Consider the following 19,076-nt stretch of genomic DNA (forward strand, 5'->3'; position numbering starts at 1 on the left):
TTACCGCTGTCCCTTTACTAATCGTAGTGACGACTGCTGCACTTGTTGTTCCACTTTTTCGGACGTTTAACGAACCACTACTTACGTTTACATATTTCGTTGAAGTCTTTTTTGTTGAATTAGAGTTTGAGACTGGTTTTGTAGGAGATAGATAATTTGAATCTACGTACCCCTCATTACCATTAACCTTAACTTTAGACCAGCCACTTGCTTCGGAATAAACAATTACTTCTGTTCCTTTAATTAATGTCGCAGAAACTGTTGCCGTGGTTGTTGGGCTTTCTCTTAGGTTTAAAAAGCCACTGCTTATACTTACATATTGCGTTGTGATTACTCTGTTTTCAGTTATGTACGTGTCATTTTTAGCTGCAAAGACTGTTTCTTCAAATGCAACAGTTGATAAAACTGCAAAACAAACTGTAGGTAATATTGCCCTCTTCATTTCATCCTCCAATCTAATATATTACTACTAATTTTCTGTAAAAAGTTTACTCTATAAATCTAACAAAGTAATGATTAAGATAATAGTAGCATACATTAAAAGCAGAAATGACAAACTTTGCAAAAATTAGTATAAATGGACTAATTTTTTTACATTTTTCCCGCATATAGGGAATACCAACCATAAATTCCAAGGGTACTTTATAGATAACTATACTCTTTCCAAGGTCGGAGACTCTTAAAAAACAGAATAATGTACTACATTTTTTTGCATATATAATTCCATACAAAAAAAGGATGGATATGCATTGGCATTATCCATCCTTTTTTTGTATGAACAGCAATTTTCACTTATTGTCTTTTCTAGTTTGGCGATCCTCGTATAACTGATCCAAATTTCTTATAAAATGATCATCAAACTGATTTGAAAATTGTTCACAAATTTGTTTTGCTAGTTTTGGGCTTGCCCCGTTTGTCGATACAGACAAGGTTAATCTACCTTTTTTCACCGATTTAGGTACAGTTACATTACCTTTTTTAGCATTACTTACATTGTTTACAAGTTGATTGGTTTTTGCATTTTCAACAATCCATTCATTCAAGTCCGAATCATTTGTTGCAGCAATGATCATAAATGCTTTGTCAAGATCTTGTAATTCTATCTCTTTTTCAAACCAATCAAGTTTTCCTTGTTTAAACAGCGCTTCAATATCAGGAACAACTTCAGGACTAACAACAGTAACGATTGCCCCTTCTTCTATAAAAAGAAGCAGTCGTCTCAGCGCAATTTGTCCTCCACCTACAACTAATACTTCTTTATTTGTTAAATCAATCAGAAGTGGCAGCATGATATTTTCCTTTTTGAAAAATAAATGTGTCATCTTTATTTATGATAGTTTCCCATACTCGTTCTTTAAATATTTCTAAAAGAATCGGGTGTGGTCCTAGATAAGAACAAACCTCAATGTGACGCTCAGCCCAATCATATTTCTTAATGGTATGATCGATTTCCTTTTTTAAAAGTCCAGTGAAAATTAAATAAGGAATCACAAAAATGGACTCTTCATTTGAATTAAAAATATCGTCGACCATTTGTTCAAATCTAGGATTAGCTGCTGTTAAATAGCAAGTATACACTTGTTTAAGTTTAGATTGGTTTAAAAGAAGAGATGAAATTTCAGTTAAATCATGAACAACATCGATATCACTGCTACCTCTTCCAACAACAATCGCGATCGATGATTTTTGTATATTTGACTTTTCCTTCATTTTATCAATTAACATATCCGCTAGTTTTTCATCTACACCAATTGGTCTACCATATGTTACAGTAAGATCTGGAAACTGCTTACTTATATGTGAAACTTCAAGAGGAATGTCTACCTTAGCGTGAGCTGCAGTTAATAGAAGCAAAGGAATAACTGCAATATGCGTTGCTCCTTGATCTACACAGGATTTAAAGCCTACCTCAATAGATGGTTCAGCCAATTCTAAAAAACATACTTCTTGAATCGCGGCGTCAACCTTGGGCTTAACCTTATTAATAAATTGGACTGCTTCTTCCCTAGCTTTTGGAACACGACTACCATGACATATATACAATACTGCCTGCTTCATATCCATATGGCCTTACTATGTGAATTTTCAATTACCATATCCTCATACCAACTCAATTTTTCTCTTAAAGTAACAACTTCACCTATAATGATCATACTAGGATTTTCAATCTGTTCCTGCTTCACTAAGTCAAAAATCGAATCAAGTGTACCGGTTACGGTTCTCTGAATTACAGTTGTTCCCCAATGAATTACTGCTACTGGTGTAGAGGGGTCTTTACCAAACTTCACGAGCTGTTCTTTAATATAAGGTAGATTGTTAACACCCATATAAATGGCAAGTGTATCGATCCCTTTTGCTAACGATTCCCACTTCGTGTCTTCATCAACATCAGCTCTCCTATGACCTGTTACAAATGCAACACTAGCACTTAAATCACGATGGGTTACAGGTATTCCCGCATAAGCAGCTGCTGCTACCCCTGATGTAATTCCTGGTACAATTTCAAAGGGGATATTATGTTTAGCCAAGGCAGCAGCCTCTTCTCCACCCCGGCCAAATATGAACGGATCTCCGCCCTTAAGTCTTGTTACAACTTTATCACTTTTTCCATACTTTATTAAAAAATGGTTAATAGTTTCTTGTTTCATTGTATGGTAATTAGGGAGTTTCCCACAGTAAATAAGGTCACACTCTTCTTTTGCATGCTTTAAGATCTCTTTGTTTACCAAGCGGTCATAGAGAATGACATCAGCCTTTTGAATACATTTGAGGGCCTTAATCGTTAACAAATCTTCATCACCAGGACCAGCTCCAACTATATAAACCTTGGCCATTTACTCATACCCCCTTCCTTTAAGTTCTAAGCTGTTTCTTAATCATGTAAGTCTACTACTTTAGTAAGGGTATCCTCTTTATCTATTATTTATATATAACTTTACCAATATTAAGAAATCTCTCTATTAATTAACCCTTTTTTAACTAGGAAGTCTACAATTTGTTTTATTGATTCCTTCACTTCTTGAGTTTCAGTATCTACTATTATAGCAGGATTTTTTGGTTCCTCATATGGTGAATCAATTCCTGTAAAATGTTTAATTTCTTTATTTCTTGCTTTCTTATACAAGCCTTTAGGGTCACGAACCTCACATTCGTCTAATGAACATTTAACATATACTTCAAAAAATTCATTTTCGGAAAGGATATCTCTTACTTGCTGTCTATCTTCACGAAAGGGTGAAATAAACGCTGTTAAGACAATTTGACCACTGTCAACAAATAATTTAGAGACTTCTCCAATTCGACGAATATTTTCCTTCCGATCCTCATCTGTGAATCCTAAATCCTTATTTAAACCATGTCTAATATTATCCCCATCAAGTACATAGGTTTGGATATTGTCCTGGAACAAATATCTTGCTAGCGCATTAGCTAATGTAGATTTACCTGACCCTGAGAGGCCAGTAAACCATAACACATAACTTTGGTAGTTATTTTTTGTTCTTCGTTCTTCTTTCGTGACAGATGTATCATGCCAGACAATATTGTTATTAGTCATAAATAGCCCCCCCTTATTTAGTTACAGTTTCCTGCATCCCTTTAATTAGTACTTCGACAACTTCTTTTCGACTGAAAGTACTTGGTGGAAGCTCACCATTACGTAACATTGCACGTACTTTTGTGCCCGACAAAATGACACGATCTTCATTACCATGAGGACACGTTTTAGGAGATGCCATTGATTCACACTTCGTGCAATAAAAACTGTGTTCAAAAAATAAAGGTGTGATTCCTAACTCATCAGCCGTAAAATTCGAAAAGATTTTTTGTGCATCATATGTTCCATAATAATCACCCACACCAGCATGGTCTCTTCCAACAATAAAATGTGTACATCCGTAGTTTTTACGTACTAATGAATGGAAGATTGCTTCACGTGGTCCAGCATATCTCATTGCGGCTGGAAAAACAGCTAAACAGACACGTTCTTTTGGATAATAACTATCTAACAATACTTCATAGCTTTCCATACGAATATTCGCCGGAATATCATCAGACTTCGTTTCACCAACAAGTGGATTTAAAAATAGTCCATCAACCGTTTCTAAGGCTGTTTTTTGGATATATTCATGTGCACGATGTACAGGATTACGAGTTTGGAAACCAACAATTGTTTTCCAATTTAATTCAGCAAATTTTGCTCTAGACTCTTTAGGATCTAAGTAATATTCCGCAAACTTCTTTTCTGGTCGTTTGACGAGTGTGACTTTTCCACCAACATAGACATCGCCACGTTCAAACATCTTTTTAACACCTGGATGTTCTAATTCATCAGTACGATACACATTAACTGCTTCTTTTGGTTTATCTGGTGAATAAATGTCAGATACAATAATCGTACCATATGTAACTTCGTCGGCTACAAGGCGAACCTCCTCACCAATAGATAACGTTGCCGCTTTATCTTCTGAAACTGGTAGCGTGATTGGAATACTCCACACTGACCCGTTTTTTAATTTCATATTTTCTACTACAGATTGATAATCCTCTTGCGTAAAGAAACCTTCAATGGGGCTATATGCACCTATTGCAATTAACTCTAAGTCACTTAATGCAGTACCATCCAATTCAATTTCCTTTTGAATATTTGTTACATCAGTACCTAATGATAATCTTTGTATTAATGTTCCTCCGTGTGGTAATAAGCTCATGATTAAAAATCCTCCAATTCATATAATTACAATTTATTTCAACAGAGATTAAAACTAAATCCCTCCGCCCTCGTGATGAACAGTCCGTTTCTCTTGTTTAGTTGCCTTCATTAAATTAAGTGCTCCAATGGTTGCAAGTAATAGACTTGCTAAAACAACGATCGAATATAGATCACTTTCAATAAATAATTTCACTAAGAAATAAGACATAGTTAACGATATAAGGGGTGAAATCACCCAAATTGTTAACATGTTTTTTACAATCTTTTGTTGAAATATATTACTACCAGATTTGGCTATTCCTATACCTAATATAGATGAGGTTGTTATTTGCGTAAGTGGCACAGGAATTCCAAAAACGGATGCAATGGTAACCAGCGTCGCACCTGTCCCTGATATAAGTATTCCTTCGATTTTAGAAAAACTTGTTATTTTCTTACCATTTGTTTCTAGAACCCTCCGACCAAGTAGCAAAGCGCCTATGGCAACAAATGCACCACCAATCAAAGTCCCCTTCGAAACTGAGAGAATTTGAGCACTAACTAAAGGTCCTACTGCATTTGCTACATTATTCATTCCTGCAGAAAACGCTTCAAAAAAGCCAGCGAAAATGAGAAGGTACGTAATCACTTTTCCATCAAATGAATACTTTTCCGTTAACTTAAAATAATGGAGGCATTTTATGAATAGAAACGCAATGCCAAACGCAACGATTGGTACCAATATCCAAAACATCACAATCGATAATAATTTGTCTACAAATAACATTTTATAGGCAATTCCTACACCTACAACTGCACCTACCGTAACCTCACTAGTTGAAAGAGGTATACCTAATATATTCGCTAAAAAAAGTGAAAAAGTTGCTGAGAAGAGGATGATAATAACAATTTTTATTGAGATAAGTGACGTTGGAATGATTCCAGAACTAATCGTTTTAACAACTTCTCCTCCACCAATTACTGCACCTAAAATAACACCAATTGCACAGATGATAAGAGCATTCCTTGGTCGTAATATTGCTCCGGCACCATATGCAACTCCCATGGAAGCTGCTGCACCACTGGCCCCAATATTCATCGCAAAAAAGATGCTGATACCTATTGCGATAATCTCTAACATCTATTACTCCCCCTTATTGATGGAGGCCACATTCTGTTTTCATTTGCCCAGTCCATCTGCCAGATCTTAAATCATTTTCATTAAAAGCAGGTTTTGTGCAATGAAAACAACCAATGCTCGGATATCCTCTGTCATGTAAAGGATTGTAGATTAAGTCATTTTTATGAACGTATCTCCAAACATCTTTCCACGTCCAATGAATTAGCGGGCAAACCTTTACTGAATGAAAGCGTTCATCCTTGTTGATATAGTTAACGTGTTTTCTTGTTTCAGATTGTTCACGTCTTAGCCCAGAGATCCAGGCAGTGGAACCTTGTAGTGTTTCAGTTAATGGAACTATTTTTCGGATATCACAACATTTATTTGGTGCAGTTTCCCAAAGCTTATCACCATATAATTCAGCTTGCTCTTCTAATGTAAGCTTAGGTTTCTTTAATTGAATATTAAGTGATGGATATTTTTCCTTCACCTTATCGATTAGCTCATAGGTTTCTTTAAAATGAACATCAGTATCCAGAAACACAATTTTTGCGTTAGGTTTTACTATGGCTATTAAATCAATCAAGACAATACCTTCAATTCCAAAACTACATGCATAGACAACTTCTTCACCGTAGTGTTCATATGCCCAATGGATAACATTTAATGCTCCTTTATACGTCTCATCTTCAATAAAATCTTCGCTCACTTCTGACCAATTCTCATAAGTTAGCAAACCATTCACCTCTTTCTCACACTATCTTACTTGGTTTTAAAAACCATTTATTCACACGTTAATAGTCGGGATTAATGGTGCAACCAACCATTATACGATGAATTTAGCAAATAATACTCTGTTTCAGATGATTTAGCCAGACACTATTTTTCTATAAAGCTTCTTTTTGATGCATTTTTATGTGTTAAATAGAGAAAAGCCCACCATAACAGGAAGACTTTTAAGGATGATCTACCCTTATCTTCCAAATTGGTATCAGTTTAGATTTGGCTGGAATTAGCACCTTACATCTTACTTCTTGCAGGTTGCTGGGCTTCAAAGGACCAGATCCCTTCACCACTCTTGATAAGAAATATGTTATTGTTTCTAAATTTTAACACAATTCTTTCAAATGTCAACCCGAGTTTATTGATCGGAATAATAATATTATCTATTTACGTGAAAGTTAATTGTACGTTGGTTTTTATCTTCGGAAAGACCAATTATTAACCAATAAGTTTCTTTTCATCATATATATATACAAAGAACACACAAAGGGTGTTCTTTCGCACATATAAAATATCGCAATATGTTGAAATCCTTTTCGCAATGTAAGTTCCAGTAGATATAATATTACAGTGACGAGTATGATTTAATCTTCTAGTCTTACAAACTTACAAAATCAATTCCAGAAATATCTCTATTTAGAACTGTTTCGAATTAATAACTGACTTTCTTATTTGAAATTCTTTTAATAAGGGATAAAAACAATTAAGTACATACTTATTTAAAAAAGCGCGTTAGCTCCAAATTTAATTTTTCTTTTTCACTAAAAAACAAACCATGTCCGCTAAATTTAAACGGAATGAGTTTAGATCCTCTAATTCCTGCATGCATCAACTCAGCAAAAACGTAAGGACACACCTTATCTTTTACTCCATGGAAAATTCCGGTGGGTACATTAATTTTTTCTAAATCTTTCCTTAGATCTTCATCGCGTAAAGAAACAAGACTCATTGCCGTTGCATATCCAGAAGCTTCGTTTCCTAATCCATTGAACCAATTCTTAAAGTTCTCAGATACAAAAAGAGCAAAAAAGCTATCTCCAAAATCACTAATCATTTTAGGTCGATCATTAAACGTATCTTCAATGAGTTTATTAACCTCTTCCTTTGTTTTTCCAAACGGATAATTTGGGCGATGCGTAAATACCGGTGCTGCTGCACCTAAGAGAGCTAGCTTTGCAACCTTATATCCCTCATGTCTTGCCATAAATCTTATCGCTATTCCTCCCCCCATAGAATGTGAGACAAGTAATACATTTTCTAGTCTAAGGGTATCGATCACTATTCGAATATCATCTGCTAGTCGATTATATGTGTAGCTACCAGAGGGTCGGTCTGACTTTCCATAACCACGAAAATCAATTCCAATACAACGATAACCCAATTTAAGAAAATGATTAAATTGATACTCGAACATTTTATGATTGACAGGCCAACCATGTAAAAAAAGAATTGTTTTTCCCTCACCAGGATTAATATCTTCAACAAATATATTGACATTCTGTTCAACTGTAATGTAGTAGCCCATTTAACTCCTCCTCGCATTACCTTTTCTTTAGCTTATAGAGGATGCCATTTATTTAGACTCTTTTTGGTAAACTTTAAGAACCACATCAAAGTTTGTCAAAAACAAAAAAACAGTGTGCTTCCAAAAGGAAACCACCGCTTTATTGTTCTTATAATAGCATATAGCTTTATTATCTATCTTTTTGGCCTCGTTTCTAAAAGGAGAGCACGACTATTCGCCATATATGTAAAGAAGTACTATTAGGAAAAATCTTTGCGAAAACAGCCTTCTTTATATGTAAATCCGATTTATAACTTAGCTTAATATTGAAAACCTACGAAAGAACACTTTGTGTTGAAGTAAAGAATCAAAGATTATTGGTGATGAAGATCGTTCTTTTTAAGAACTGAAATAATACTGTAGGAAATAGTCTCCCAAATAGACTCGTCATTTAAATAGGAGTTTCTAAGCTTACTATACATCTCCTTCTGCTTATCCTTAAAATCTAGAGAATCATTAGAAGGTAAAGAATTCCGTTCACTCTCAACTAATTTCTGTAGCTTTTGCGCTCTCGGACCCCATACAGCCATTTCTTGTCCATTTTGATCGATAAAGATAAAGATCGGTATTGATCGAGCTGTTTCATTCGTTAAATATTTGTCCATTAGCTCTAGGTTTTGATCTCTAAGTAAAAAACGAACCTGCATGCTGGCTGCTTCAGCGATTCTTAATAAAATCGGATTATTTACTAGTGCATCCCCACACCAATCTTCTGTGAGAACAACTACCCTGAGCTTCTTCCCTTGAATTTTCTCTAAAAAGGCGACATCATCCTCATTTAATGTAAAACGGTCGTAAATTGAGAGGATTTCTTCCTTATTTACACTCATCTGATCTGTATACTGTTCAAATGTAAGCCCTTTAAAAAACCAATCTTCTAAATTCACATTTATCACCTCGACATCAAATTAGCATTTTATTCGCATGATTGCGAGAAAATTGCTTCGTTTAAACTCATTAACCTAGTTTCATCTTTAATACTATACTATATATGAACGATAGAACTATTTATATTCTGTTTTATCATTTTATTGCTGCATTGTCACTTAAATAATAAAAATATTCAAAAAAAATATATATTAAACATACAACTGAAGGTCCCAAAATTAAGGACCCTTAGTTTTGGGCTTATGTCTTTTCAAAAAAATTTTTTCTGATGATGAGGATTATTATCATAAGAATATCTTTGCTAAAGCTGAAATTTGTTAGTGCCTCATTACATTCTTTGCAAAAATGGTCATTATCGACAATAAAAAAAGTCACTATGAACGATGACTTTTTCTACGTGGTACTATTTAGTTCTCCAACCAAGCTTCGGATGTAGGATTTTCTCTCCACATTTTTAACCTAGTAAGATCTTGTTTACTTACATATCCTTCGTGAACTGCAACTTCTAATAATGAATCATAATCGCATAGTGACTTCGCTTCTACGTTTGCTTGTAGTAGTTGTTCATTTCCTACAGCTAGTCCATAAGAAAATATTGAGACAATTCCAAGTACTTCACAGCCTTCAGCACGTAGAGCTTCAACAGCTGTAATGGCACTTCCTCCGGTTGAAATTAGATCCTCAATCACAACAATTTTCTGGTTGCGTTTCACTTGTCCCTCGATTTGGTTCCCTTTACCATGTCCTTTTGCTTTACTACGAACATAGCACATTGGTAAATTTAATCTATCACTCACCCAAGCAGCATGTGGAATTCCAGCTGTTGCTGTCCCTGCCACGACATCTACCTCTGGAAAATTCACTTTAATTAAATCTGTTAGACCATCAGCTATTTGATTACGAATTTCCGGAAAGGATAATGTTAAACGGTTATCACAATAGATTGGTGATTTCATTCCACTAGACCAAGTAAAAGGTTCATTTGGTTGCAAGTAGACAGCCTTTATTTGTAATAAACTGTTTGCTATAGAATGTTTCATTATACAATTTCCTCCCAAGCTTTTTTAACTTTTAGATATGCTTTATATGGATCATGCTGGTTCGTGATGCTTCTTCCAACAACGATTGCAGTAGATCCAAGAATACGAGCTTGACTAGGTGTAGCAATTCTAGTTTGGTCATCTGTAGAATCATCTGTCATCCGTATACCTGGTGTAACCGTCATAAATGAAGATCCTAAATTATGATTTAATTTTTCAACTTCATGGCTTGAGCAAACAACACCGTCTAAACCAGATTCTTTTGCCATTATGGCGTAATGAAGTACAACATCTTCTAATGGTTCTTTAATTAATAGTTCGTTTTGTACCATTATTTGCGATGTACTAGTCAGCTGTGTAACAGCAATACATGCCGGACGCTGTTTCCCTTGTGGAGTACCTGCAATTAAACCTTCAATCGCCGCCTCCATCATCTTTTGCCCACCGGCTGCATGAACATTAACAAGATCAACTTCAAGCTTTGCTAATCCTCTCATCGCTTGTTTAACCGTGTTTGGAATATCATGTAGTTTTAAATCTAAGAAAATATCATGGCCTCGTTGTTTTATATAAGAAATAATCTCAGGACCTTCTTGGTAAAAAAGTTCCATTCCTACCTTAACAAATAATTTCTCATCATCAAAATGATTTAAAAACTCATCTATTTCAAAACGGTTTTTAAAATCAAGAGCTATAATTAGCGGTCTTTGAGTCATTTTTATAGCTCCTTCCGATACATTCTGTCACATGTCTAAACCCTAATTCATTTAATCTACCTGGCAGTTGATCGATAATCTCTGAGCATACAAATGGATTCACAAAGTTTGCTGTACCTACAGCTACTGCACTTGCACCAGCATATAGAAATTCTATACAATCATCCACTGTTTGAACACCACCCATTCCAATAATTGGAATGTTTACTGCCTGACTTACTTCATAGATCATTCGGATTGCAACTGGTTTAATCGCAGGACCGGAAAGTCCTCCTGTTTTATTCGCAATAACTGGCTTTCCTGTCTTAATATCAAGTCTCATGCCTATTAGTGTATTAATCATTGTTAATCCATCAGCACCTGCCTCTTCGATTGCCTTTGCCATTTCAACAATGTTTGATACATTTGGTGAAAGTTTTACATAAACAGGAACAGCTGAAACCTCTTTTACAGCTCTCGTTAATTGTGCTGCTACTTCTGGTATTGTACCAAATGCGATACCACCTGTTTTTACATTAGGACAAGATATATTTAATTCAAGAGCATGTACATTGTTTGATTGGCTGATCTTCTTTGCTACATATACATAATCTTCAATTTGCGATCCAGCTACATTAGCAATGATTGGAACATCATATTTTTCAAGCCATGTAAGTTCTTCAGAAACGATCTTTTCTACTCCTGGATTTTGTAATCCAATTGCATTTAACATGCCTGCTTCCGTTTCAGCTACTCTTGGGGTAGGGTTACCAAAGCGTGCTTCTTGTGTACTCGCTTTTATCATAATCGACCCAAGCTTACTTAGATCATAAAATTGACTATATTCTCGACCAAAGCCAAAGCAACCGGATGCAGGCATAATCGGATTTTTTAATGATAAGCCAGGTAAATTAATTTCCAGCATGATTATAGAACCACCTCTCCAACCTTAAATACAGGACCATCACTACATACTTTTTTATAGCTAGTACCATCAGGATCATCGCCTGTATGACATACACAGGCAAAACAAGCTCCAATGCCACAGCCCATTCTTTCCTCAAGGGATAAAAATAATGGTTTATGTCCGTGTAGTCTTTCAAGTGCTTTTAGCATTGGAGTTGGTCCGCAACTATACATCATATCAAACTGTATGTTATGATCGTTAATCGCATCTGTTACAAATCCTCGATATCCATAAGAACCATCATCCGTTGTAATAATTGTCATACCTAATGATGAGAATTCTTCTTCTAGAAATACAGCGCCCACAGTTTGGAAACCTAAAACATGTTGGACTTTGATCCCTTTTGCGACTAATTGTCTTGATAGCTCTAGTAAAGGAGGAACACCAATTCCGCCCCCAACCAATAGTGCTGTTTTTCCACTTTCTATTTCATTAATTGGAAAACCATTTCCTAATGGACCTAACACATCAACAACGTCTTCTACTCTTTTCTTGGAAAGGAGCTGAGTTCCAGCCCCTTCAGCTCTATAAATCATCGAAAATTGCTTTTTCTCTTTATTAATCTCAGAAATACTGATCGGTCTTCTTAATAGAGGTGTAGCTCCTTCTATTACTTTAAGATGAACAAATTGACCAGGGTTGCTCATTTCTGATACTAGCTCCCCCTGAAGTGTTAGCTGAAAAATTTGTTCTGCTATCTTTTCATGTTTTGTTATGACCATCAGCTCATGTTTTATCACGTTAAGCTCACCTCAAGAAGCTGCTTATTCTTAGGCATTGTATCTGTAGAGAATGTCATTGATTCTAAAACTCTTAATATTGCAACAGCTGTATCTAAAGACGTTAAGCAAGGTATGCCATTTTCAACTGATTCACGACGGATCTTGAAGCCATCTCTTGCAGGTTGCTTACCTTTTGTCAATGTATTTATGACAAACTGAGCTTCACCTTTACGAATGATGTCAAGAAGGTTTGGTTCCTCAGCACCTATCTTATTGACTACTTTTGCTGGTATATTTGCTGTCTTTAAGTAATTAGCTGTACCGCTTGTTGCAAGGATTTGATAGCCGATTTGGTGGAATCTTCTTGCAATCTCAAGTCCTTCTTCTTTATCTTTATCAGCAACTGTAAGCAAGACAGAACCATGATTTTTAATTTGAATTCCTGATGCTACTAATGCCTTATATAGCGCTTTTTCTAGTGTGCTATCTTTGCCCATAACCTCACCAGTTGATTTCATTTCAGGCCCGAGCGTGATATCTACTCTGCGAAGTTTTGCAAAAGAGAAAACCGGAGCTTTCACATACACACCTTCACTTTCAGGATATAGGCCTGTTTGATAGCCTAGTTGCTCAAGGCTTGCACCCAAAATGACTTTAGTCGCTAAGTTTGCCATTGGTACACCTGTAATTTTACTTAAAAATGGAACGGTACGACTTGAACGTGGATTCACTTCTAGTACGAATATCTCACCTTTTGATAATACGAACTGTATGTTTAACAACCCTATTATATTTAATCCTTTAGCAAGTCTAATTGTGTAATCCACAATTTTATTTTTAATGTCTTCAGATAAAGATTGTGGTGGATACACGGCAATCGAGTCACCAGAGTGAACACCCGCTCGCTCAATATGTTCCATGATTCCTGGAACTAACACTGTATCACCATCAGAAATTGCATCAACCTCTATTTCCTTACCAGTTAAATATTTATCAATTAATACTGGGTGCAGTGGGTTAATTTTTACTGCGTTTTGCATATAGTGTAATAATTCAGCTTCTTGGTAGACAATCTCCATTGCACGTCCACCTAGTACATAAGATGGTCGAACTAATACAGGGTAGCCTATTCTACTAGCAATTTTCACTGCTTGTTCAACTGAAGTTGCTGTTTTACCAAGTGGTTGTGGTACACCTAGAGTTTGTAATGTCTGCTCAAACTTATCTCGATCTTCAGCTCTATCAAGATCTTCTAGCGAGGTTCCAAGAATTTTCACTCCTCTAGCTTGAAGTTCACTCGCTAAATTAATCGCAGTTTGACCACCGAATTGAACGACAACACCTTTTGGTTTTTCTAAATCAATAATGTGCATAACATCTTCAATCGTAAGTGGCTCAAAGTAAAGTTTGTCAGAAATACTAAAATCAGTTGAGACTGTTTCAGGATTATTATTCACGATAATTGCTTCAAAACCTGCTTCTTTTATTGCCCAAACAGAATGAACAGTTGCATAATCAAATTCTACACCTTGACCAATTCGAATTGGTCCTGAACCTAGCACAATAACACTTTCTCTTTCAGAAACGATTGATTCATTTTCATCTTCATACGTTCCATAAAAATATGGTGTAGCAGATTCAAATTCGGCTGCACACGTATCCACCATCTTATAAACTGGAATAATGTCTGCTTGCTTACGAAGCTCGTATACTTCACGCTCATTTGTATTCCATAAGCTAGCAATCTCTGAATCAGCAAACCCCATTTCTTTCGCCTTTTGCAAAGTTGAAAGTTCATAAGGCTTGTCTATCAAAACCTTTTCAAATGTTATTATTTTTTCTATCTTCATTAGGAAGAACAAGTCAATTTTGCTCCACTCATGAATTTCTTCTTTCGTTACACCTCTTCTTAATGCTTCCGCTATATAAAAGAGTCGTTCGTCACCAGCCTTACGGATACGCTTTTCAATCAATTCATCGGTAAATGTATCAGCATTTTTTAAGCGTAAGTAATCAACATCGGACTCTAATGATCGTACTGCTTTTAAGAATGATTCTTCCAATGTACGTCCAATAGCCATTACCTCTCCAGTCGCCTTCATCTGTGTTCCTAAATGACGATTTGCAGATTCAAATTTATCAAATGGCCAGCGAGGTATTTTGGATACGATGTAGTCAAGGGCAGGCTCAAAGCAAGCATACGTTTTTCCAGTAACAGGATTTTCCATTTCGTCAAGTGTTAGACCGACAGCAATTTTTGCTGCTAGCTTTGCAATGGGATATCCTGTGGCTTTCGATGCTAACGCTGATGAACGACTTACACGAGGATTTACCTCAATGATGTAATATTGGAAGCTATCCGGATCAAGTGCTAATTGAACATTACATCCACCTTCAATTTTTAACGCGCGAATAATTTTAAGTGAGACATTACGTAGCATTTGGTATTCACGGTCACTCAAAGTTTGACTAGGTGCAAATACAATGGAATCACCAGTATGAACACCTACAGGATCAAAATTCTCCATATTACATACAACAATTGCATGATCATTCGAATCGCGCATTACCTCATATTCAATTTCTTTAAAGCCGGCTATACTTTTCTCTAAAAGACATTGGGTAACAGGACTGTTTTTCAAGCCACTTGTTACGAATTCAATTAATTCTTCTTCATTTTCACAAATCCCACCACCGGTACCACCTAACGTGTAAGCTGGTCTTACAATGACTGGATAGCCAACTCTCCCAATAAATGCATACGCCTCATCCAGATTATGAATAATATCACTGTCAGGTACAGGCTCATTTAATTCATTCATCAGTGTTCTAAAGAGGTCGCGGTCCTCAGCTTGTTTAATGGCAGAAAGCTTTGTACCAAGTATTTCAACACCACACTCATCTAAAACACCTGATTCCGCAAGTTCAACCGCTAAATTCAGACCTGTTTGACCTCCTAGAGTTGGTACAAGTGCATCTGGACGTTCTTTTCTAATAATATTACTTAAAAACTCAAGTGTAAGGGGCTCAATATAGACTTTGTCTGCAATTTCTGTGTCTGTCATGATCGTTGCAGGATTTGAGTTTACTAAAACAACTTGATAACCCTCTTCCTTAAGCGCGATACAAGCTTGTGTACCAGCATAGTCAAATTCTGCTGCTTGACCAATGACAATCGGACCTGAGCCAATGACAAGTATTTTGTTTATGTCTGTACGTTTCGGCATTATAAAACCCCCTCTTTCTTATTTTCTGCTATCATGCTTAAAAATTGATCGAATAGCCCATTCGAATCCTCAGGACCAGGTGATGCCTCTGGATGATATTGTACAGTAAAGGCTGGTACTTGTTTATGTTTTAAACCTTCCACTGTTCCATCATTTAATGCTATATGTGTTACTTCTAGTTCTGTATTTGAAATTGATTCTGCTTTCACTGTATAGCCATGGTTTTGAGAAGTGATATCTACTTTACCTGTACCTAGTTCTTTAACAGGATGGTTAGAACCCCTGTGTCCAAACTTCATTTTCTCACTGTCTGCACCACAAGCTAATGCGAATAATTGATGTCCTAGACAGATACCGAATAATGGTATTTTTCCTAAGATCCCTTTAATCATTTCAACCGCTTCTGGAACATCTTTGGGATCTCCAGGTCCATTTGAAAGCATTATTCCATCAGGTTTAAGTTGTAATATTTCCTCCGCCGTCACAGAATGTGGGACAACAATGATATCACAATTTCGTTTATTTAATTCTCTGAGAATACCGTGTTTCATTCCATAATCGACTAAGACAACTCTATGGCCTCTGCCTGGGCTCGGATAGGCAGTTTTTGTTGATACAACTTCTACTTGATTACTAGGTAGTACTATCCCTTTCAGTTTGCTAATTATTTCATTAGGATTTGCTTCTGCAGAACAAATTGCTCCTTTTAATGTCCCATGCATTCTGATAATTCTTGTAAGCTTACGAGTATCAATTCCCGCAATCCCTGGGATATCCTTCATCTTAAAATACTCATCAATTGAGTACTCACTTCTCCAGTTTGATGGGAAATCGCAATATTCTTTTACAACAAATCCATTTATAAATGGTGTAATCGTTTCGAAATCATCACGATTAATACCGTAGTTTCCTATCAATGGGTATGTTAAAGTAATAATTTGCCCACAGTATGAGGGATCTGAAATAATCTCTTGATACCCCGTCATTCCTGTATTAAATACAATTTCACCAACATTCTCTTTTTCACTGCCGAATGCTTCCCCTAAGAATATAGTTCCATCCTCTAAAATTAGTTGTCTCTTCATTGTGTAATGCCTCCTCTTTCCCAAACAATCTCTCCATCAACTACTGTCAGTGTTGGCCAACCAAAGCAAGACCAATTCGTAAATGGTGTATTTTTCCCTTTTGATAAGAATTCAGAAGGATCAATTTCAGTCACAGTTTTTAGATCAACTACTGTGATATCCGCAGCAGCTCCAACTTGTAATTTCCCACCTTGTAAGCCAAATGCATTGGCGGGTTTAATTGTTAAAAAGTCGATTATTTGTTTAAGTGAGAATTTCCCAGTTTGTACTAAGTGTGTATAAAGCAAGGGAAAGGCGGTTTCTAAACCTACGATACCAAAGGGAGCTAACTGCATTCCTTCTGCTTTTTCAGCTTCTGCATGTGGGGCGTGATCTGTTGCGATAAAATCAATTGTACCATCACGTAAACCTTCTATTAATGCAGCTTGATCCTCTTTTCCACGTAATGGAGGGTTCATTTTATAGTTAGGATCTAGTCCTGGGATGTCGTCTTCGGATAATAATAGATGATGTGGTGTTACTTCAGCAGTAACGTGGATCCCTGCTCTTTTTGCATCTCTAACCACACGAACGGATTCCTTTGTACTTATATGACAAACATGGTAATGACATCCTGCAGCTTCAGCTAAAAGAATGTCTCTAGCAATATGCACAGATTCACATACTGAAGGTATTCCATTGATACCATGTTCCCTTGAAAATTCACCTTCATGAACGGAACCTTTGTTAATTAATGTATTTTCTTCACAGTGAGCAACAATTGCTGCCCCAATGCCGGCCGCTTTTTTCATTGCCTCTAGCATTTTTCCAGCAGATTGAACTCCTACACCATCATCGGTAAAAGCAAATGCACCAGCTACTTTCAATGCTGAAAAGTCTGTTAACTCTTCACCAAGCTGTCTAGTAGTTATTGAAGCGTATGGAAGTACTTTTACAATAGCTGTATCTTCGATTCGTTTTTGAAGCCAATCCATTTGCTCTTTAGAATCTGGAACTGGACGAGTATTAGGCATCGGTGCAATTGTTGTAAAACCACCCTTTGCAGCACTTTGTGTTCCTGTTGCAATTGTTTCCTTATGTTCGCCACCCGGCTCTCGTAAGTGGACATGTAAATCAATAAATCCAGGTGAAACAAGCTGTCCCTCAACAGATACTATTTCAAACCCTTCAGTCGACACGTTTTCACCTACCTCGATAATCTTCCCGTTTTCTACCTTTACATCTCCTTTTTTCAACTCACCAAATTCATCTAAAATAAATCCATTTTTAAGAACAAATAACATGTTTTATACCCTCCTGATTTTGGTTAATTTGTTGTAAAGCTCTTTTCATTACCGCCATTCTTATAAAAACACCATTTTCCATTTGTTTAAAAATTCTTGAACGGTCACACTCAATTAGCGTACCATCAATTTCTACATCTCGATTAACTGGTGCTGGGTGCATAATGATTGCATTATTTTTCATTTGACTTTCTCTTTCTCTTGTAAGCCCAAACTCTTGCAAGTAATTTTCAAAATCAGATTTTTGGTCATGTCGCTCATGCTGTATACGAAGTAACATAACTACATCTGACTGGGCTATCGCCTCATCGACTCCTACGTATTCACCATAAGGATTTAGTGGATCTTGCCATTCCTTAGGGCCTGAAAACAACACTCTTGCTCCCAACCTTCCTAACACCTCAGCATTTGACCTTGCAACGCGACTATGGCTGATGTCACCATGGATCGAGATCGTCAAATCTTGAATTCTACCAAACTCTTGTTTAATTGTTAATAAATCTAGAAGTGATTGCGTAGGATGATGCCCACAACCATCTCCAGCATTAATAATCGGGATCGTAATATTTTCAATCAAATTCTCAAAAAAGTGGTCTTCTTGATGTCTGATAACGACTGCATTAGCACCAATAGACTCTAACGTTTTGACTGTGTCATATAGTGTTTCACCTTTTTGAACACTTGAATGTTCTGAATTGAAATTTAGTACCTCAAGTTCTAATTTTTTCTCAGCTACTTCAAAACTAAATCGTGTTCTTGTACTAGGCTCAAAAAAAAGATTTGCGACAAACATCTTTTCTTTTGGAATCCAGCCTTTTCCTAAACTATATTGCTCTGCATCTTCAATAATTGAGTAAATATCATCTATTGAAAGCTGATTCATTGTCAGTAGATTCCTCATACCTTTTCTCTCCTTATATTGAAGTATTTATGCCCTATTCAACAGTTCGTTGAAAGACTTTTTACTATAACAAATCGATTGCTAAATAGTACATATTGATTTTTAAAAAAA

Annotated in this window: 18 protein-coding genes and 1 riboswitch; all 18 genes read right to left on the minus strand. The window is 36.2% G+C overall.

The genetic code is table 11. From position 1 onward, the window contains the following. Window positions 1–442 (minus strand): SH3 domain-containing protein (locus AC6CHR_RS08630; protein ID WP_498248207.1); only part of this gene is annotated, 442 nt, incomplete at its 3' end. A 346-nt stretch (window positions 443–788) separates the two neighbouring features. Continuing rightward, window positions 789–1,289, minus strand: a complete 501-nt coding sequence (locus AC6CHR_RS08635) for an NAD(P)-dependent oxidoreductase (RefSeq protein WP_498248208.1) — start codon at window positions 1,287–1,289, stop codon at window positions 789–791. Beyond that, window positions 1,270–2,064 (minus strand): sirohydrochlorin chelatase, encoded by a 795-nt coding sequence (locus tag AC6CHR_RS08640; protein WP_498248209.1) that lies wholly within the window; start codon window positions 2,062–2,064, stop codon window positions 1,270–1,272. Before AC6CHR_RS08640 ends, AC6CHR_RS08635 begins: the two co-directional genes overlap by 20 nt. Beyond that, window positions 2,055–2,834 (minus strand): uroporphyrinogen-III C-methyltransferase, encoded by a 780-nt coding sequence (cobA, locus tag AC6CHR_RS08645; RefSeq protein WP_498248210.1) that lies wholly within the window; start codon window positions 2,832–2,834, stop codon window positions 2,055–2,057. The genes AC6CHR_RS08640 and cobA overlap by 10 nt, the downstream gene beginning before the upstream one ends. Before the next feature lie 110 nt (window positions 2,835–2,944). Continuing rightward, the gene (gene cysC / locus AC6CHR_RS08650; RefSeq protein WP_498248211.1) at window positions 2,945–3,556 is read right to left on the minus strand and encodes an adenylyl-sulfate kinase; all 612 of its coding nucleotides are present in this window, start codon (window positions 3,554–3,556) and stop codon (window positions 2,945–2,947) included. Between the two features lie 13 nt (window positions 3,557–3,569). Further along, the gene (gene sat / locus AC6CHR_RS08655; protein ID WP_498248212.1) at window positions 3,570–4,709 is read right to left on the minus strand and encodes a sulfate adenylyltransferase; all 1,140 of its coding nucleotides are present in this window, start codon (window positions 4,707–4,709) and stop codon (window positions 3,570–3,572) included. A gap of 54 nt (window positions 4,710–4,763) precedes the next feature. Beyond that, the gene (cysP, locus tag AC6CHR_RS08660; protein WP_498248213.1) at window positions 4,764–5,831 is read right to left on the minus strand and encodes a sulfate permease; all 1,068 of its coding nucleotides are present in this window, start codon (window positions 5,829–5,831) and stop codon (window positions 4,764–4,766) included. 13 nt (window positions 5,832–5,844) lie between these two features. Beyond that, the gene (locus AC6CHR_RS08665; protein ID WP_498248214.1) at window positions 5,845–6,546 is read right to left on the minus strand and encodes a phosphoadenylyl-sulfate reductase; all 702 of its coding nucleotides are present in this window, start codon (window positions 6,544–6,546) and stop codon (window positions 5,845–5,847) included. Between the two features lie 234 nt (window positions 6,547–6,780). Continuing rightward, window positions 6,781–6,898: riboswitch (SAM riboswitch) on the minus strand. A 410-nt stretch (window positions 6,899–7,308) separates the two neighbouring features. Beyond that, on the minus strand, window positions 7,309–8,118 hold the full coding sequence (locus AC6CHR_RS08670) for an alpha/beta fold hydrolase (RefSeq protein ID WP_498248216.1): 810 nt from the start codon (window positions 8,116–8,118) through the stop codon (window positions 7,309–7,311). 353 nt (window positions 8,119–8,471) lie between these two features. Next, complete coding sequence (locus AC6CHR_RS08675) at window positions 8,472–9,044, minus strand: thioredoxin family protein (RefSeq protein ID WP_498248217.1); 573 nt, start codon at window positions 9,042–9,044, stop codon at window positions 8,472–8,474. A 408-nt stretch (window positions 9,045–9,452) separates the two neighbouring features. After that, entirely contained in the window at window positions 9,453–10,085 is a 633-nt protein-coding gene (gene pyrE, locus AC6CHR_RS08680; protein WP_498248218.1) for an orotate phosphoribosyltransferase, read from the minus strand. Further along, on the minus strand, window positions 10,085–10,801 hold the full coding sequence (gene pyrF / locus AC6CHR_RS08685) for an orotidine-5'-phosphate decarboxylase (RefSeq protein WP_498248219.1): 717 nt from the start codon (window positions 10,799–10,801) through the stop codon (window positions 10,085–10,087). The genes pyrE and pyrF overlap by 1 nt, the downstream gene beginning before the upstream one ends. After that, the gene (locus AC6CHR_RS08690; protein ID WP_498248220.1) at window positions 10,770–11,705 is read right to left on the minus strand and encodes a dihydroorotate dehydrogenase; all 936 of its coding nucleotides are present in this window, start codon (window positions 11,703–11,705) and stop codon (window positions 10,770–10,772) included. The genes pyrF and AC6CHR_RS08690 overlap by 32 nt, the downstream gene beginning before the upstream one ends. Window positions 11,706–11,707: 2 nt before the next feature. Next, window positions 11,708–12,484: a dihydroorotate dehydrogenase electron transfer subunit gene (locus tag AC6CHR_RS08695; RefSeq protein ID WP_498248511.1), complete on the minus strand. Its 777-nt coding sequence runs from the start codon at window positions 12,482–12,484 to the stop codon at window positions 11,708–11,710. Further along, complete coding sequence (gene carB / locus AC6CHR_RS08700) at window positions 12,484–15,696, minus strand: carbamoyl-phosphate synthase large subunit (RefSeq protein WP_498248221.1); 3,213 nt, start codon at window positions 15,694–15,696, stop codon at window positions 12,484–12,486. The genes AC6CHR_RS08695 and carB overlap by 1 nt, the downstream gene beginning before the upstream one ends. Further along, complete coding sequence (locus AC6CHR_RS08705) at window positions 15,696–16,781, minus strand: carbamoyl phosphate synthase small subunit (RefSeq protein WP_498248222.1); 1,086 nt, start codon at window positions 16,779–16,781, stop codon at window positions 15,696–15,698. Before AC6CHR_RS08705 ends, carB begins: the two co-directional genes overlap by 1 nt. Beyond that, window positions 16,778–18,064 carry a dihydroorotase gene (gene pyrC / locus AC6CHR_RS08710; RefSeq protein WP_498248223.1) on the minus strand — a complete coding sequence of 429 codons (1,287 nt, stop codon included), beginning with the start codon at window positions 18,062–18,064 and terminating at the stop codon, window positions 16,778–16,780. The genes AC6CHR_RS08705 and pyrC overlap by 4 nt, the downstream gene beginning before the upstream one ends. Next, window positions 18,048–18,965 carry an aspartate carbamoyltransferase catalytic subunit gene (locus AC6CHR_RS08715; protein WP_498248224.1) on the minus strand — a complete coding sequence of 306 codons (918 nt, stop codon included), beginning with the start codon at window positions 18,963–18,965 and terminating at the stop codon, window positions 18,048–18,050. Before AC6CHR_RS08715 ends, pyrC begins: the two co-directional genes overlap by 17 nt. Window positions 18,966–19,076 lie beyond the last annotated feature (111 nt).

This window comes from Metabacillus sp. GQ13, from assembly GCF_059758525.1.

Excerpts from the sequence above, each read along its gene's own strand:
- cysP (WP_498248213.1), bottom strand. The coding sequence starts at position 5,831 with ATGTTAGAGATTATCGCAATAGGTATCAGCATCTTTTTTGCGATGAAT.
- pyrF (WP_498248219.1), bottom strand. The coding sequence starts at position 10,801 with ATGACTCAAAGACCGCTAATTATAGCTCTTGATTTTAAAAACCGTTTT.
- cobA (WP_498248210.1), bottom strand. The coding sequence starts at position 2,834 with ATGGCCAAGGTTTATATAGTTGGAGCTGGTCCTGGTGATGAAGATTTG.
- carB (WP_498248221.1), bottom strand. The coding sequence starts at position 15,696 with ATGCCGAAACGTACAGACATAAACAAAATACTTGTCATTGGCTCAGGT.
- AC6CHR_RS08670 (WP_498248216.1), bottom strand. The coding sequence starts at position 8,118 with ATGGGCTACTACATTACAGTTGAACAGAATGTCAATATATTTGTTGAA.
- AC6CHR_RS08690 (WP_498248220.1), bottom strand. The coding sequence starts at position 11,705 with ATGCTGGAAATTAATTTACCTGGCTTATCATTAAAAAATCCGATTATG.
- AC6CHR_RS08640 (WP_498248209.1), bottom strand. The coding sequence starts at position 2,064 with ATGGATATGAAGCAGGCAGTATTGTATATATGTCATGGTAGTCGTGTT.
- AC6CHR_RS08715 (WP_498248224.1), bottom strand. The coding sequence starts at position 18,965 with ATGAGGAATCTACTGACAATGAATCAGCTTTCAATAGATGATATTTAC.
- pyrC (WP_498248223.1), bottom strand. The coding sequence starts at position 18,064 with ATGTTATTTGTTCTTAAAAATGGATTTATTTTAGATGAATTTGGTGAG.
- cysC (WP_498248211.1), bottom strand. The coding sequence starts at position 3,556 with ATGACTAATAACAATATTGTCTGGCATGATACATCTGTCACGAAAGAA.
- pyrE (WP_498248218.1), bottom strand. The coding sequence starts at position 10,085 with ATGAAACATTCTATAGCAAACAGTTTATTACAAATAAAGGCTGTCTAC.
- sat (WP_498248212.1), bottom strand. The coding sequence starts at position 4,709 with ATGAGCTTATTACCACACGGAGGAACATTAATACAAAGATTATCATTA.
- AC6CHR_RS08705 (WP_498248222.1), bottom strand. The coding sequence starts at position 16,781 with ATGAAGAGACAACTAATTTTAGAGGATGGAACTATATTCTTAGGGGAA.
- AC6CHR_RS08635 (WP_498248208.1), bottom strand. The coding sequence starts at position 1,289 with ATGCTGCCACTTCTGATTGATTTAACAAATAAAGAAGTATTAGTTGTA.